Raw genomic sequence first — 15,453 nt, forward strand, 5'->3', positions numbered from 1 at the left:
CGTCCCGCCGGGCACCGGCATCGTGCACCAGGTCAACATCGAGCACCTGGCCCGCGTGATCTTCCCGCGGCAGGAGGGGACAAGGTCGTCGCCTACCCCGACACCTGCGTGGGCACCGACTCCCACACCACGATGGTCAACGGCCTGGGCGTGCTGGGCTGGGGCGTCGGCGGCATCGAGGCCGAGGCCGCGATGCTCGGTCAGCCCGTCTCGATGCTCATCCCCCGCGTCGTGGGCTTCAAGCTCTTCGGCCAGCTCCCGGACGGCGCCACCGCGACCGACCTGGTCCTCACGATCACCGAGATGCTGCGTGAGCACGGCGTCGTCGGGAAGTTCGTCGAGTTCTACGGCGAGGGCGTGTCCGCGGTGCCGCTGGCCAACCGCGCCACGATCGGCAACATGAGCCCGGAGTTCGGTTCCACCGCGGCGATGTTCCCCATCGACGAGGAAACCATCACCTACCTGACGCTCACCGGCCGTTCGGCCGAGCAGGTCGCGCTGGTCGAGGCCTACGCCAAGGAGCAGGGCCTCTGGCACGACGCGTCCCGCGAGCCGGCGTTCTCCGAGTACCTGGAGCTCGACCTCGGCAGCGTCGTCCCGTCGATCGCCGGCCCGAAGCGCCCGCAGGACCGGGTCGCGATCACCGAGGCCAAGCCGGCCTTCCGCGCCGCGCTGGCCGACTACGTGCAGGCCGACGAGACCGGCGGCGAGGACCGCAAGCCGGGCGTCCCCGCGCAGGAGAAGCCGTACGGCGTCACGTCCGCTGTCGACGAGGCCTCGGCCGAATCCTTCCCCGCCTCCGACCCGGCGGCGCCCTCGTCCGACGGCAACGGCGAGGCCGGCAAGCCGCACCACGTCGACGGGCACGACGTGAGCCGCCGGCCGAGCACGCCGACGAAGGTCGTCATGGAGGACGGCACCGAGACCGAGGTCGACCACGGGCACGTCGTGATCGCCGCGATCACCTCCTGCACCAACACCTCCAACCCGCAGGTGATGATCGGCGCCGCGCTGCTGGCGAAGAACGCCGTCGAGCGCGGGCTGACCAGCAAGCCGTGGGTGAAGACGACGCTGGCCCCCGGGTCCAAGGTCGTCATGGACTACTACGAGAAGGCCGAGCTCACCCCGTACCTGGAGAAGCTCGGCTTCTACCTGGTCGGCTACGGCTGCACCACCTGCATCGGCAACTCAGGCCCGCTGCCCGAGCCGGTGTCGAACGCGGTGAACGAGGCCGACCTCGCCGTCGTCTCGGTGCTGTCGGGCAACCGCAACTTCGAGGGCCGGATCAACCCCGACGTCAAGATGAACTACCTGGCGTCCCCGCCGCTGGTGATCGCCTACGCGCTGGCCGGGTCCATGGACGTCGACCTGAACAACGACCCCCTGGGTCAGGACACCGACGGCAACGACGTCTTCCTGCACGACATCTGGCCCTCTCCGCAGGAGGTCCAGCGCGTCATCGACCACGCCGTCTCCGCGGAGCAGTTCGGCCGCAGCTACGAGGACGTGTTCGCCGGCACCGAGCAGTGGCAGAACCTGCCCACGCCGACCGGTGACACCTTCGAGTGGGCCGAGGACAGCACCTACGTCCGGCGTCCTCCGTACTTCGAGGGCATGCCGGCCGAGCCGGCCCCGGTCGAGGACATCACCGGCGCCCGCACCCTCGCCGTGCTGGGTGACTCGGTGACCACCGACCACATCTCGCCGGCCGGCTCCATCAAGGCCGACAGCCCCGCCGGCAGGTACCTGCGCGAGCACGGCGTGGACCGGCGCGACTTCAACTCCTACGGCTCCCGCCGCGGGAACCACGAGGTCATGATCCGCGGCACGTTCGCCAACATCCGGCTGCGCAACCAGCTGGTGCCCGGCACGGAAGGTGGGGTCACCAAGAACCACCTGACCGGCGAGACGACGACGATCTACGACGCCTCGCGCGCCTACATCGACGCCGGCATCCCGCTGGTCGTGCTGGCCGGCAAGGAGTACGGCTCCGGGTCCTCGCGCGACTGGGCCGCCAAGGGCACCGCGCTGCTGGGCGTCACGGCGGTCATCGCCCAGAGCTACGAGCGCATCCACCGCTCGAACCTCATCGGCATGGGCGTGCTGCCGCTGCAGTTCCCCGAGGGCCAGGACCGCGAGTCGCTCGGCCTGACCGGCGACGAGGAATTCACGATCACCGGGATCACCGCGCTGAACGACGGCTCGGTGCCCCGAACGGTGAAGGTGAAGGCGGATGGCCCGGACGGGAAGACGACAGAGTTCGACGCCCGCGTCCGCATCGACACCCCCGGCGAGGCGAACTACTACCGCAACGGCGGGATCATGCAGTACGTCCTGCGCTCGCTGCGAGGCTCTGCCGCCTGATGACGGCAGTCTGATGGACCTGGGACTGGGTGGTCGCGGATACCTGCTCACCGGCGCGAGCCGGGGCTGGGCTTCGCGACCGCCCGCGCCCTGGTCGACGACGGCGCTCGGGTCCTCGTCAGCTCCCGCTCCGAGGAGGGCGTCGCCGCCGCCGCCGGGGAGTTGGGCGGGGCCCCGTCCGCGGTCGGGATGGCCGCCGACCTCGGCGACGCGGGGACCGCGGAGCATCTGGTGGCCGAGGCTCTGGCCCGGCTCGGCCGCGTCGACGGGGCGCTCATCAGCGTCGGCGGACCGCCCAAGGGCACCGCTCTCGAGGTGGCGGAGGACGACTGGCGCACCGCCTTCGAGAGCGTCGTCCTGGGTCCGCTCCGGCTGATCAAGGCCCTGGTGCCGCACCTGGGCGAGGGCGCCGCCATCGGTCTGGTCCTGTCCACCTCGGTGCGCGAGCCGATCCCCTACCTGGCCATCTCCAACGGGCTGCGACCGGGCCTGGCCATGACCGCCAAGTCGCTGGCCGACGAGCTCGGGCCCCGCGGGATCCGGGTCTTCGGCCTCCTGCCGGGCCCCATCGCGACCGACCGGCTGGTCAGCACCGAGGCTGCCGCCGACGACCCCGCAGCCGCTCGGGCGAGGAACGCGGCGCGGGTACCCCTGGGGCGGGTCGGCCGGCCCGAGGAGTTCGGGAACGTCGCGGCGTTCCTCCTCTCCCCCGCCGCCTCGTTCGTCTCCGGCGCGATGATCCCCGTCGACGGCGGCTCGTTGCGCGCGCTGTGACCCCTTCCGCCGGCACGGAAAGTGCGCCTCCGGGGTCACCCGGCACCGGAGACCCCGATGAGTGCACAACCGGTGCTCGTCGCCTGCGCGCACGGCACCCGCAACCCAACCGGCCGCCGGCTGATCGCCGAACTCGCCCTCGCCGCCCGCGCCCAGCGCCCCGGACTGCTGACGACCGCCGCGTTCGTGGATGTCCAGCCCCCACCGTCGTCGACGTGGTCGCCGGGCTGGCGGCCGACGGCCGTCCCGCCGTCGTGGTCCCGCTGCTGCTGTCCGGCGGGTACCACGTGCACGTCGACATCGCCGGCGCGGTCGCCGACGCCGGGTCGGCGGTGGCGGCTCGTCCGCTGGGGCCCGACCCGCGGCTGGTCGCGGTGCTGCACGACCGGCTGCTGGAGGCGGGCGCCGATCCGCGCGACCCGCTCACCGCCGTCGTCCTGGCCGCGGCCGGGTCCAGCGACGTGCGGGCGGTCGCCGACGTCGAGGACACCGCCGACCTGCTGCAACGCTCGTGGGCCGGGCCGGTGACGACCGGGTACGGCTCGGCGGCGACACCGCCGGTGCCCGATGCGGTGCTGGCGGCCCGGCGGGGCGGCGCGGAGCGGGTCGTCGTCGCCTCGTACCTGCTGGCTCCCGGTCACTTCCACGACAAGCTGGGCGGGGCGGGCGCCGACGCGGTGACCGCTCCGCTGTTGCCCGACGACCGGATCGCCGCAGTCCTCCTGGACCGCTACGACGTGGCGGTAGCGGCCTTCCCCACCTGACCGGCCGCGGGCCGTTCGGTCGACGGCAGCAGGCAGAACTCGCTGCCGTCCGGATCGGCCATGACGACCCGGTCGACGTCGCCCTGGCCGATGTCGATGCGCCTCGCGCCGAGGGACTCCAGCCGGTCGACCTCGGTCTGCTGATCGCTGCCGGCGGTGGGCGCGAGGTCGAAGTGCAGCCGGTTCTTCCCTCGTCTGACGTCGACGGGCGGGCCACCCCAAGTGATCTTCGGGCCACCGTGCGGGAACGGATCGCGGTCTCCTGGTCCTGGTCCCAGACCAGCGGCCATCCCAGCGCCTCGCTCCAGAAGTACCCGACGGCCTGCGACCCGTCGCTGGCGAGGGCGCCGATGACGCCGCAGCCGGCGAGGAAGTCGTTCCCGGGCTCGATGACGTCGAACTCGTTGCCCTCGGGGTCGGAGAGCACGACGTGCTGCTCCTCCGGGAGCTGGCCGACGTCGTGGTGCCGACCGCCGAGTTCGAGCGCCCGCGCGACCGTCGCCTGCTGATCCTGGACGGAGGTGCTGGTCAGGTCGACGTGCATCTGGTTCGCGCCGGTCTTGGGCCGGTCGGTCGGCAGGAACCGGAGGCAGAACCCGGTGTCGTCGTCGGGCAGGAGCACCGGGGCGCCCGAGGGGCAACCGTGAGCTCCCAGCCGAGGATCCCCGCCCAGAAGCGGGAGAGCCGCGCCGGATCCCGTGCGTCGCAGCACAGCGCGACCAACGCGGCAGGCATGCCCGGACGGTAGGAGGGGCGGAGCGCGCGACGCAACGGAGTTGTGGTCAGGCCTGCCAGCCGAGGAGGTTCCCGCCGACGACCAGGGTCAGGGCCAGCACCGCGGCGGCGAGCACCGGGATCGACGCCGTCCACCACGAGCGCTGGAACGCCAGCCGGATCAGCACCAGGGCGAGCCCGGCCCAGAACAGCCAGAGCGGGATGAGCACGTAGCCGGGGATGACGAGCCCGCCGACCACGTAGAAGTACCCGACGACCAGGTGGGCGACCCCGGCCAGAGCGGCGACGACGAGCGGCCCGGGAGAGGCTGTCCGGGAGGTCGGCACGGCGGCAGTATGCCCGTCCGGTCAGCCGAGCAGCCCAGCCACCTCCTCGGCCAGTCGTGCCCGCGCGGAGGCGATCCGGGTCAGCCCCTGCTCGGAGTCGAGCACGGCGCGCAGACCGGCCGCGAGCACCGGACCGCCGGCACTGGCCACCGCCCCGGCCGTCGACGGCGGCGGCGCGGTGGCGGCGGCGGTGGGTGCCGCCGATCCCGCGTCGTAGAGCTGCCGCAGGATGAGCTCGACACCGTCCAGGCGGCCCCAGAGGTAGTCGTTCTCGCGCCACTCGGCCTTGGCGAAGCCGCCGAAGTGGTGCAGCGAGACGCCCCGCAGCTTGCCGTCCGCCGGAGTGCTGAGGGCGGCCGCGGCCAGCGGGCTGAACTGCGCGACGCCGATGGGGGTGAACTGGGGCAGCTCCGACAGGGAGACCGTCGGGAAGATGAGCCCGTCCCAGAACGGGAACGCGAGGTAGCGCGACAGCAGCGCGCGCCGGTAGGTGGCCCCCACGCCTGGGTCGTCCGCTGGAAGATCTCCCACAGGGGCGTGCCACCGTCGCCGAGGGCGCTCTCCAGCGCATCGCGGTAGGCACGGAAGAGCGTGGCGAAGTCGTCCGCGTGCTGCTCGGCGAACAGCCGCGGATCGGCCAGCAGGCTGTCGTCCAGCTCCGTGGGCGAGAGGAAGGCGACGGCCTCGGGCGGCACGTCCGTGACGACCTCGCCGGGGATGCGGCGGAGCTCGTCCAGCAGGTCCCACGCCGCCGTCTTCAGGGCGTCCAGGTCCTGGCGGAGCGGGGCATGTGGCCCGGCGCCGACGTCGTCGTAGAGGGCGCAGACCCCGGCCAGCAGGAACATCAGCCGGCGTTCCCGGTACGGGATGTCCGCCGGCCGCAGGAACGCCATGAGCTGCGCCGGGTCCGGGTCGGCCCACTCCGGGCGGCCGCGTGCCCACTCGCCGATGGCCGCCCGCAGGAAGCTGGTCCGGCTGGAGTCCGGAGGGAAGACGAACCGAAGCGCGATCTCGTCGGCCATCCTGCGCGCGGCTGCTTCCACCTTCAGCCGGCAGTAGGTCGGGTAGGCAGCGCCCAGCGAGTCCCTGGCCCGCTCGTGCACGACGTCCGAGACCTGCTGAACGGCGGCGTGGTCGCTCGCCACGGGGCCGGGCTCGTCCCGCTCGTCCGACCACAGGAGATCCAGGTAGTCCTCCACCAGGTGCTCGACCGTGCTCATCTGGCTCTTCGCGATCGCCCCGACCTCGCCGATCCTCCGGTTGAGATCGCGCAGGGCGATCAGGTCACGGAGCACGCCGTGCGAGCCCTTCACGCCGAGGACCGCCTTGGAGACGCCGCCGAGCCACGACGGGGGCCGGGCGGTGGTCCGTCGGGGGTCGAGGGCACGAGCGGCCGGCCCGGATCGGGCTCGATGTAGACCAACCGCCGCAGCACCTCCGTCTCGGCGCGCTTGCGGCTGATGGCCGCCACCACGAGGTCGAACGGCGCGTTGTCGAGCACGCCGCCGTCGACGAACCAGGCGTCCGCGGCCTTCGCGTCGGCCTCGTCGTACGGGTAGACGAACCGGGCGGACAGCGTGTCGGGGAACGGCGGCTTCCTGCATTCCTCGGCGAACCTGTCCATGCGGATCGGGGCGAAGGCCCCGGGAAGCTCGACGTGGCCCGTGCGGCGAACGCGAGATCCGCCGATGCGCCCGTGCCGAAGTCATCCGTGTCACCGTGTGCCGCGACGAAGCGGAGGACCTGGGCGTGCTGACGGTCGCGCTGGCTGGCGCCACCGGCGCCGGTGGGTACCAGCACCTCGAATCCGTGCAGGTCGGTGAGCGTGACGTAGAGCTCGAGCGAACCGTTGGGCGGCAGCAGCGTGCCGCCCTGGGCGGCCGTGCCGTCGATGTCCTCGATCGCCTGCAGCAGCAGGGTGGACATGAGCTCGCCCCGCAGGGGGACGGCGCGTCGTCCTCCTTGCCGAGCTTCCCGAAGAGACCCGAGCGGAGCAGGCGGGCGGCAGCGAGGACCGCCCGTGTCCGCACGCCACCGAGCGGCAGGCTGCGCAGGAGCTTGCGCAGGTCACCCTCTTCGATCCACAGCTTCTTGAGCCCGTCCTGGGCGCCGTCGAGCGCGAGGACCTTGCCGAGGACGACGCCGTTGATGCCGCCGGCCGACGTGCCGGCGATGACGTCGACGGTCACCGACAGCCGCCGGCCGCCCCGGGCGAGCTCGCGCAGCGCCTCGAAGTACGCCGCCTCGGTCTCGTCGGTGCCGAAGGGATTCGGTCCGTCCAGGTCCTCGACGCCGTCGAACCGGCGGGAGGCCCGCACCAGCTTGTGCAGCTCCTTGGTGACCCCGTGCATGTAGACCGCCAGCGAGACGCCGCCGTAGCAGACCAGGGCCAGCCGGAACTCGATCCGCTCCGTGGGCCGGGACGCCCTCCCCGGGACGGGTCGCCGCTGCGCCCGGGTGAGGGTGGGGGCTGGAGCGGGATCTGGGTGGTGGCCATCGCTGCACCTCTCGCGCTGCACCGGGGGCCCGTCACCGGCCGCGGGAGGCTCCCGGGCGCCGAAGTGTCCTCGCGCTGCGCACGACCGGACAAGGGGTTCGCGAGCGACCCGTTCCAGCCGCAGCCGCAGGGACCAGGACGCTCACGCCGCCGACCCCGTCGTCGACGATCGCCGGCAGACCAGCAGCCGGGCCGTGCGAGACCGGCCGGGTGCCGATCTCGGTGCTCACTGCGGGGCGAGCAGGCCGCGCAGTTCCTCGGTCAGCGCCTCGCGCTCTTCAGGAAGCCGTGGTACGCCGCCGGAGTCGACTGGAACAGCGAGATGCGCCAGCGGCCGCCCCCTCGTCCACCGCGACCAGGGTGTGCACCGTGTGCAGCTCGGGGTCGAGGTCGTTCTCCCCGGCGGGATCATCCCGGCGTGGGCGAGCAGGACCGCCACACCGGGTGCGATCGGCCGCACGGAGCGGACGATGCCGACGTAGGCCGGGGTCTGGTGGCTGCCGAAGATGGCCCGCAGGTCGGCGGCGATGGACAGCCGGCCGCGGTGGTGGCTGCCGTCGAACCCGATGATGTCCCCGTCGTCGGCGAAGCCGGCCGCGACGGACGCGCCACTGCGCCGGTTCCACCCGTCGAGGAACTGGTGGTACAGCGCACGAATCTGGGCGTCGTGCGGATGGGCTGCGGTCACGGTGCTTCGGACTCCTCTTCGCGTACTGGGACAGGAGTGACGGTAGTGCTCAGACGACCTCGACCGTTCGACGCTCGCCGTCGGCGAACTGGGTCCGGTACAGGTCGGCGTACCGCCCCCGAGTGCCAGCAACTGCTCGTGCGTGCCCGACTCCACTACGCGACCTTTGTCGATCACCAGGATCTGGTCCGCGCTGCGGATCGTGGACAGCCGGTGCGCGATCACCAGCGACGTGCGGCCACTCAACGCGGCGTCCAGAGCGTGCTGGACCGCCACCTCCGACTCGCTGTCCAGGTGCGCGGTCGCCTCGTCGAGGATCACGATGCCGGGCGCCTTGAGCAGCACCCGGGCGATCGCCAGCCGCTGCTTCTCCCCGCCGGACATGCGGTAGCCGCGGTCGCCGACGACGGTGTCCATCCCCTCGGGCAGCGACCGCACCAGCGCCGCGATCCGTGCCCCCTCCAGCGCGGCCCACAACTCCTCCTCGGTCGCGTCGGGCCGCGCGTAGAGCAGGTTGGCGCGGATCGAGTCGTGGAACAGGTGCGCGTCCTGGCTGACCACCCCGATCGCGTCCCGCAGCGAGTCCAGCGTCGCCGTCCGGACGTCGATACCGCCCACCCGGACCGATCCACCGGTCACGTCGTAGAGCCGCGGAACCAGGTTCGCGATGGTCGACTTCCCCGCGCCGGAGTGCCCCACCAGGGCGACGAGCTGGCCCGGTTCGACCCGGAAGGAGATGTCGTGGAGCACGTCGACCGGGCCGCCGTGCTCGGGCAGCGACACCTCTTCCAGTGACGGCAACGACACGTCGGAGGCCGACGGGTAGCTGAAGGACACCGCGTCGAACTCGATGGACCGGTCGTCGGCCGGCACCGGCACGGCGTCGGGGGCCTCGGCGATCATCGGTGCGAGGTCGAGCACCTCGAAGACCCGGTCGAAGCTGACCATGGCGCTCATGACGTCGACCCGCACGTTGGCCAGTGCGGTCAGCGGGCCGTAGAGGCGGGACAGCAGCAGCGCCAGCGCCACGACGTCACCCGGGCTCAGCGACCCGGTGAACGCCAGCCAGCCGCCGAGCCCGTAGACCAGTGCCGTGGCCAGCGCCGCGACCAGGGTCAGGGCCGTGAAGAAGAACCGGCCGTACATGGCCGACAGGACGCCGATGTCGCGGACCCGGGCGGCGCGGTCGCTGAAGGAGGCCGCCTCGGCCGACGGCCGGCCGAACAGCTTGACCAGCAGCGCCCCGGCGACGTTGAACCGCTCGGTCATGGAGGCGTTCATCGATGCGTTGAGGCCGTAGGACTCGCGGGTGATCTCCTGCAGCCGCCGCCCGATCCGCCGCGCCGGGAGGACGAACAGCGGCACGAGCACCAGCGACAGCAGGGTGATCTGCCAGGAGAGCGTCAGCATGACGCCGGCGGTGAGCACCAGGCCGATCACGTTGGACACGACGCCGGACAGCGTCGAGGTGAACGCCTGCTGCGCCCCGATGACGTCGTTGTTCAGCCGGCTGACCAGCGCGCCGGTCTGGGTGCGGGTGAAGAAGGCGACCGGCATCCGCTGCACGTGCTCGAACACCCGGCTGCGCAGGTCGTAGATGACACCTTCGCCGATGCGCGCGGAGTACCACCGGGTGGCCAGGGAGATGACGGCGTCCACGACGGCCAGGCCGGCGATGAACAGCGCGATGCGGACGATGTCCCCCGCCGTGCCCTCGAGGCTCGCGATCCGGTTGACGATGTTGCCGGCCAGCAGCGGCGTGATGACGCCGATCAGCGAGGAACCGACCACCAGCGCCAGGAAGAACGACAGCTCCCTGCGGTACGGCCGGGCGATGCCGAGGATCCGGCGCACCGTTCCCTTCGGCAGCTCCCGGGCGGAGACCGACGGGTCGCGCCGGAAGGACCGCATGGCGGCCATGGAGGTCATCGGATGACTCACGTCCACACCGCCTCCTCTCGTCAGCCCGGCCAACACCGCAGCCGGCCCGGCTGTTCCGCTGAGCCTGCCAGCGGACTACGACAGGTTCAGCGGCCTCCGGCGAGCTCGTGCAGCCGCTCGACCTGGGCGGCCCGCTCGGCGGCGTCCTGCGCCTCGACATCGTTGCGTACGGCGGAGCGCACGAGCGCCGCCGTCGCCCGGCTCGCCGCCACCGGCGGAGCGGTGAGCGCCGCGACGAGGTCCGCGACGGCGGCGTCGAGGTCGGCACGGGGCACGGCGGCGTTCGCCAGCCCGATCGCGTGCGCCTCGGCCGCCTTCACCGCGCGGCCGGTCAGGCAGATCTCCATCGCCCGGGAGTAGCCGACCAGCTCCATGAGGGTGCTGGTGCCGGTCAGGTCGGGCACCAGGCCGAGCGTGGCCTCGGGCAGCCGGAGCTGCGCGTCGTCGGCGAACACCCGCAGGTCGCAGGCCAGCGCGAGCTGGGCCCCCGCGCCGATGGCGTGTCCCTGGACGGCCGCCACCGAGACGATCCCCGGCGAGCGCAGCCACCGGAAGCCGCCCTGGTAGGTCCGGATGCGCTCCTGCGCCTCCTCGGCCGGAAGGTGCCCCAGCTCCCCGAGCCCACCGTTCGTCGAGGGCTCGGGGCTGAACATGCTGCGGTCCAGGCCCGCGGAGAACGACCGCCCCTCGCCGCGCAGCACGACCACCCGGACGTCGTCGTCCAGGGAGGCGCCGACGGCGGCCAGAGCCGTCCAGGTGGCCGGCGTCTGGGCGTTGAGCTGGTCGGCGCGGTCGAGGGTGACGGTGAGGACGGCGCCGTCCCGGCTCGTGCGGACCCACCCGTTGGTCTCGAGGTCTGTGGCTGTCACGCCTTCTTACTATTCCGGTTGGCCCCACCGCGGCTGCGCAGTGTCGCCCCGGACTCCGACAGGAGGCGGTGGATGAACCCGTAGGAGCGGTTCGTCGACGTGGCCAGGGACCGGATGCTCTCGCCGCCGTCGTAGCGCTTGCGGAGCTCGTCGGCCAGCGACGACCGGTCCCCTCCGGTGATGCGCTTGCCCTTGCCGAGTTCGGCAGTGTTCGAGTCGGCCATGACTCCCTCCGTGTCAGCCCCGCCGGTCCACGCCAGCACCGGGTGCGGCCGGTCGGTACCGGCCCGGTGGTGGCAGTCCGTTCCCTCGGGCGCCGCCGTCCCGCTGACCACGACATCCCCTGCGGCAATGATCACGCACAACCCGGCGAGCCGCGACGCGAGACGGAGGGGCTCCGACCGGTGCGACCGCACAGACTCCACACGGGTCGAGCCGCGGCAGCAGACGTGGAGCCGCGCCGTGGCGCGGCTGCACGTCCGGCGGAGCGGCTCTACCCGACTCTCAGGCCAGCTCGACCAGGTCGGCGAGGTCCTCGCTCCAGGTGTCCTCGGTGCCGTCGGGCAGCAGGATCACCTTGTCGGGATTCAGGGCGCGGACGGCGCCCTCGTCGTGGGTGACCAGCACGATCGCGCCGGCGTACGTGCGCAGCGCCTCGAGCACCTGCTCCCGGCTGGCCGGGTCGAGGTTGTTCGTCGGCTCGTCGAGCAGCAGCACGTTCGCGCCCGAGATCACCAGCGTCGCCATCGCCAGGCGGGTGCGCTCGCCGCCCGACAGGGTGCCGGCGCGCTGGTCGACCGTCTCGCCGGAGAAGAGGAACGCACCCAGGATCCGGCGCAGCTCGGTGTCGGTGCTGTCCGGCGCGGCCGAGCGCATGACCTCGAGCAGGCTGCGGTCCATGTCGATGGTCTCGTGCTCCTGGGCGTAGTAGCCCACCCGCAGCCCGTGCCCGGCCTTGACCTCGCCCGTGTCGGGGGTCTCCGTGCCGGCCAGCATGCGCAGCAGCGTCGTCTTCCCGGCTCCGTTCAGCCCGAGGACGACGACGCGCGTGCCCCGGTCCACCGCGAGGTCGACGTCGGTGAAGATCTCCAGCGAGCCGTAGCTCTTCGACAGCCCCTCGGCGAACAGCGGCGTCTTGCCGCACGCCACCGGGGTCGGGAACCGCAGCTTGGCGACCTTGTCGTGCACGCGGACGTCGGCGAGCCCGGCGGCCAGCCGCTCGGCGCGCTTGTCCATGCTCTTCGCGGCCTTCGCCTTCGTGGCCTTGGCGCGCATCTTGTCGGCCTGGGCGTTGAGCGTGTCGATCTTCCGCTCGGTGTTCGCCCGCTCCTGCTTGCGGCGGCGCTCGTCGGTCTCCCGCTGGTCCAGGTACCGCTTCCAGCCGAGGTTGTAGATGTCGACGGTGGCCCGGTTGGCGTCCAGGTGCCACACCTTGTTGACGACGGCCTCGAGCAGCTCGACGTCGTGGCTGATGACGATGAGCCCGCCGCGATGGCTGGACAGGAATCCCTTGAGCCAGGTGATCGAGTCGCCGTCCAGGTGGTTCGTCGGCTCGTCGAGCAGCAGGGTCTCGGCGTCGGAGAACAGGATGCGGGCGAGCTCGACGCGGCGGCGCTGGCCGCCGGAGAGGGTGCGCAGCGGCTGGGCGAGCACGCGGTCGGGCAGGCCCAGGTTGGTGCAGATGCGGGCGGCGTCGCTCTCCGCGGCATAGCCACCCATGGCGGCGAACTGGTCCTCGAGCCGGCCGTAGCGGCGCACCGCCTTGTCGCGCTCCGCGTCGTCGGCCGGCTCGGCCATCGCGATCTGGGCCTTGACCAGCTGGGCGCGCAGGACGTCGAGGCCGCGGCCGGACAGGACGCGGTCGCTGGCGGTGATGTCGAGGTCGCCGCTGCGCGGGTCCTGCGGCAGGTAGCCGATCTCGCCGGAGACGTCGACCTTGCCGGCGTGCGGGACGCGCTCCCCGGCCAGCGTGGTGAGGGTGGTCGTCTTCCCCGCGCCGTTGCGGCCGACGAGGCCGATCCGGTCGCCGGGCTGCACGCGGAGGTCGGCGTCGCTGATGAGGATGCGGGCGCCGGCGCGCAGCTCCAGGCCGGTCGTCGTGATCACTGATCCCAGGGTAGGCGCTCCGGGGCGATACCACGACCGCATTGGGGGTGACATGGGCGGCATCACCCGCCCGGGCGTGTTGCTGTGGACATCTGCCCCACGGCGCCCAGCGGGACGTCAGGATGCGGCCATGAACCCGCACGGGGCGTCCTGGGTGCCGGTCTGCCCGGTCTGCGGCCGCCCGGCCTCGGACGTCGGCGCGGGGCCGTGCCCGTCGTGCAGGCTGCCCGCCGTCGCCCATGCCGCCCTGGTCGTGGCGCGGATCGGGACGACGATGGGCGAGCTGGCCCGGGACCGGGACGAGCTGCTGGCGGCCCTCCGGGCCGCTGCACCCGGCGCGGCGGCGCCCCGCCCGGACGCTCCCGCTGCGCCGGTCCCGCCCGCTGCCCCGCCGTGGGTCCCGCCCCAGCAGCCGTGGACAGCGCCCCAGGGACCGTGGGCCCCCAACAGGAGCGCGTCCGGACCGGTGCCCTCGGGGCCGCCCGCTCCACCCCGGGCGCCTCGTCCGCGGCTCAGCCCCGAGCAGGTGCTGCTCGGGCTGGGGGCGCTCCTCGTCGTGGCCGCCGCGATCACCTTCGTCGCAGTCGCCTGGACGCGGTTCGGTGTGGCGTTCCAGGCCGGCCTGATGGTCGTGGTCACCGCCCTCGCCTGCGGAGTCTCGGCGTGGATCGCCCGGCGCGGGTTGCGGGCCACCGAGGAGGCCCTGGCCGCGGCCGGTGCTGCCCTGCTGGCTGTCGACCTCGCCGGGGCCCGCGCCCTCGGCCTGTTCCGCCTGGAGGACGTCTCCCTCCGGATGTGGTGGGCGGTGTCCTGCGCCGTCGTCCTGGTGGTGACCCTGCTCCTCGCCCGGCTCACCCGGACCACCGCCACCTGGCCGCTCGCCGCACTCCTCGCCGCGCAGCCGCTGCCCTTCCTGCTCATGACCGGGGAACTGTTGACCGGGCCGCTGGGGGCGGCCGTCGCCCTCGCCGTGGCCGCGGCCGACGTGGTCGCGTGGCGATGGCTGCGACCGGGCCTGGCACCGGTCGCCCTCGCCCTGGCGGCCGTCCTCGGGGCGGCCGGGGTGCTCGGCGGCCTGGCCACGGCCGCGGGGTCCGACGCGGTCGAGTCCTGGACGGCGACGGGCGTGCTCGCCGTCGCCGGAGCGGGGCGCTGCTCCTCGACCGCTGGGCCCGGGCCGGCCGCGCGCCCCGCTACCCCGAAGGCGTCCCCGCCGTGGTCGGGGCGGTCGTCGGTCTGGCCCTCACCGCGTCGTTGCAGACCGCCGGTAACCCCGGGTCGTGGCTCGCCATCGGCCTGGGCCCGGTGCTCCTCGTGGTCGCCGTCCTGCTCGCGGCGCGGACCGCGCCGGCCGCCGGCCTCGTCGCGGCCGGAGCGGCGCTGACGTCGGTGCACGGGGCACTGCTCTCCGACGAGGAACGCTACGGCGAGCTGGCCGTCGTCGCCCTGGTCGCGACGGTGCCGGCCGTGCTGGCGGCGGTCCGGCTGCCGGTCCTGCGGCGGCCGGCCACGGCCGTGGCGGTCCTCGCTCCCGCGGCTGCCGTGCTGCTCGCCCACGCCGACGGCCTGCTCCCCGCCACGGTTGCGGGGCTGCTGCTGGCCCTCGTGGCCGCCGCGGCGTTCGCGGTGGCGACGCTCCGCGCGGGACGGCCCGAGGAGTGGGCCGCGGCCGCCTCCGCCGCGGTCGCCGGGCTGGCCGCGGCGGCGACGAGCGGCTCGGTGCAGGCATGGGGCCAGGTCGGGCTGCAGCTCGGCGTCGCCGGGGTGGCCGCCGGTGTCTACGCGATCGTGGCGTCCCGGCGCTGGGTCGGCGCGGTCGCCGTCGCCGACCTGGTCGCCGCCACGTGGATCGCCGTCGGCGGAGCGGGGTCGAGACCCCGGAGGCGTACACCCTGCCGGCCGCGGTCGGGCTCCTGGTGATCGCCCTCCCGCGACTGCGGACCGGGGCGCCGTCGTGGGCGGCCGAGGGCGCGGCCGCCGGTGTCGCGCTCGTTCCGTCGGCCCTGGTGGTCGTGGCGGAGCCGACCGCGCTCCGGCTGGTCCTGGTGGTCGTCGCCGCGGCCCTGCTCACCGTGGCCGGCACCCTGCTGCACCGCCAGGCGCCCTTCGTCGTCGGGACGGGCGTGCTGCTGTTCGTCGCGGTCGGCCGGCTCGGCCCGTACGCGCCTCTCCTCCCCGCTGGGTCACCCTCGGCGCCGCGGGGCTGCTGCTGCTGGTCGTCGGGGCCACCTACGAGCGCCGCCGCCAGCAGGCCCGCGAGGCCGTCGCCTGGGTGGCCCAGATGCGCTGACCGGGTGCCCCGCTCCCCCGACCGCCCTACGGTGGGACGGCCCGGGGGAAGGAAGGGGCGGCGATGAAGCAACCGGTCGGCACGGCACCGCTGCCTCCG

At 73.4% G+C, this 15,453-nt stretch carries 13 protein-coding genes and 2 pseudogenes; 6 read left to right on the top strand and 9 right to left on the bottom strand.

The window, feature by feature from the left end; translation table 11 throughout:
- Positions 1-108: 108 nt before the first annotated feature.
- From U6N30_RS17330 to U6N30_RS17340, 3 genes are all read left to right on the top strand, one after another.
- Positions 109-2,364: an aconitate hydratase gene (locus tag U6N30_RS17330; protein WP_324273231.1), complete on the top strand. Its 2,256-nt coding sequence runs from the start codon at positions 109-111 to the stop codon at positions 2,362-2,364.
- Between the two features lie 90 nt (positions 2,365-2,454).
- Positions 2,455-3,138 (top strand): SDR family oxidoreductase, encoded by a 684-nt coding sequence (locus U6N30_RS17335; protein WP_324278349.1) that lies wholly within the window; start codon positions 2,455-2,457, stop codon positions 3,136-3,138.
- A 215-nt stretch (positions 3,139-3,353) separates the two neighbouring features.
- Positions 3,354-3,902 carry a sirohydrochlorin chelatase gene (locus U6N30_RS17340; protein WP_324273232.1) on the top strand — a complete coding sequence of 183 codons (549 nt, stop codon included), beginning with the start codon at positions 3,354-3,356 and terminating at the stop codon, positions 3,900-3,902.
- Here the strand turns inward: U6N30_RS17340 and U6N30_RS17345 are convergent.
- From U6N30_RS17345 to U6N30_RS17385, 9 genes and pseudogenes are all read right to left on the bottom strand, one after another.
- Positions 3,869-4,192, bottom strand: coding sequence for a VOC family protein (locus U6N30_RS17345; RefSeq protein ID WP_324273233.1), 324 nt, complete (start codon positions 4,190-4,192; stop codon positions 3,869-3,871). The two genes, U6N30_RS17340 and U6N30_RS17345, sit on opposite strands and share 34 nt — an antisense overlap.
- A 158-nt stretch (positions 4,193-4,350) precedes the next feature.
- Positions 4,351-4,614: pseudogene (locus U6N30_RS34065) on the bottom strand (VOC family protein); the annotation flags it as partial.
- Positions 4,615-4,684: 70 nt separating this feature from the next.
- On the bottom strand, positions 4,685-4,963 hold the full coding sequence (locus U6N30_RS17355; protein ID WP_324273235.1) for a hypothetical protein: 279 nt from the start codon (positions 4,961-4,963) through the stop codon (positions 4,685-4,687).
- A 21-nt stretch (positions 4,964-4,984) separates the two neighbouring features.
- Positions 4,985-6,139, bottom strand: coding sequence for a DUF3376 domain-containing protein (locus U6N30_RS17360; RefSeq protein ID WP_422677950.1), 1,155 nt, complete (start codon positions 6,137-6,139; stop codon positions 4,985-4,987).
- Between the two features lie 133 nt (positions 6,140-6,272).
- Entirely contained in the window at positions 6,273-6,587 is a 315-nt protein-coding gene (locus U6N30_RS17365; protein WP_324273237.1) for a hypothetical protein, read from the bottom strand.
- A gap of 1,099 nt (positions 6,588-7,686) precedes the next feature.
- On the bottom strand, positions 7,687-10,089 hold the full coding sequence (locus tag U6N30_RS17370) for an SgcJ/EcaC family oxidoreductase (RefSeq protein ID WP_324273238.1): 2,403 nt from the start codon (positions 10,087-10,089) through the stop codon (positions 7,687-7,689).
- A gap of 86 nt (positions 10,090-10,175) precedes the next feature.
- The gene (locus U6N30_RS17375; RefSeq protein WP_324273239.1) at positions 10,176-10,958 is read right to left on the bottom strand and encodes an enoyl-CoA hydratase/isomerase family protein; all 783 of its coding nucleotides are present in this window, start codon (positions 10,956-10,958) and stop codon (positions 10,176-10,178) included.
- The gene (locus U6N30_RS17380; RefSeq protein WP_142025090.1) at positions 10,955-11,182 is read right to left on the bottom strand and encodes a helix-turn-helix domain-containing protein; all 228 of its coding nucleotides are present in this window, start codon (positions 11,180-11,182) and stop codon (positions 10,955-10,957) included. Before U6N30_RS17380 ends, U6N30_RS17375 begins: the two co-directional genes overlap by 4 nt.
- 280 nt (positions 11,183-11,462) lie before the next feature.
- Positions 11,463-13,064 carry an ABC-F family ATP-binding cassette domain-containing protein gene (locus U6N30_RS17385; RefSeq protein ID WP_324273240.1) on the bottom strand — a complete coding sequence of 534 codons (1,602 nt, stop codon included), beginning with the start codon at positions 13,062-13,064 and terminating at the stop codon, positions 11,463-11,465.
- A 130-nt stretch (positions 13,065-13,194) separates the two neighbouring features.
- On the opposite strand from U6N30_RS17385, the gene U6N30_RS17390 reads away from it, so the two are divergent.
- The 3 genes and pseudogenes from U6N30_RS17390 to U6N30_RS17400 all read left to right on the top strand — a co-directional run bounded on the left by U6N30_RS17390 (position 13,195) and on the right by U6N30_RS17400 (position 15,354).
- Positions 13,195-14,448 carry a hypothetical protein gene (locus U6N30_RS17390; protein WP_324273241.1) on the top strand — a complete coding sequence of 418 codons (1,254 nt, stop codon included), beginning with the start codon at positions 13,195-13,197 and terminating at the stop codon, positions 14,446-14,448.
- Positions 14,370-14,984: a hypothetical protein gene (locus U6N30_RS17395; RefSeq protein ID WP_324273242.1), complete on the top strand. Its 615-nt coding sequence runs from the start codon at positions 14,370-14,372 to the stop codon at positions 14,982-14,984. The genes U6N30_RS17390 and U6N30_RS17395 overlap by 79 nt, the downstream gene beginning before the upstream one ends.
- A pseudogene (locus tag U6N30_RS17400) lies at positions 14,981-15,354 on the top strand (SCO7613 C-terminal domain-containing membrane protein). Before U6N30_RS17395 ends, U6N30_RS17400 begins: the two are co-directional and overlap by 4 nt.
- Positions 15,355-15,453: the final 99 nt, after the last annotated feature.

This window comes from Blastococcus brunescens (assembly GCF_035320885.1).
GTDB lineage: Bacteria > Actinomycetota > Actinomycetes > Mycobacteriales > Geodermatophilaceae > Blastococcus_B > Blastococcus_B brunescens.

What these genes read in the sequence shown, in the direction of transcription:
- U6N30_RS17345 (WP_324273233.1), bottom strand. Translation starts at nt 4,192, where the DNA reads ATGGCCGCTGGTCTGGGACCAGGACCAGGAGACCGCGATCCGTTCCCG.
- U6N30_RS17365 (WP_324273237.1), bottom strand. Translation starts at nt 6,587, where the DNA reads ATGGACAGGTTCGCCGAGGAATGCAGGAAGCCGCCGTTCCCCGACACG.
- U6N30_RS17380 (WP_142025090.1), bottom strand. Translation starts at nt 11,182, where the DNA reads ATGGCCGACTCGAACACTGCCGAACTCGGCAAGGGCAAGCGCATCACC.
- U6N30_RS17390 (WP_324273241.1), top strand. Translation starts at nt 13,195, where the DNA reads ATGAACCCGCACGGGGCGTCCTGGGTGCCGGTCTGCCCGGTCTGCGGC.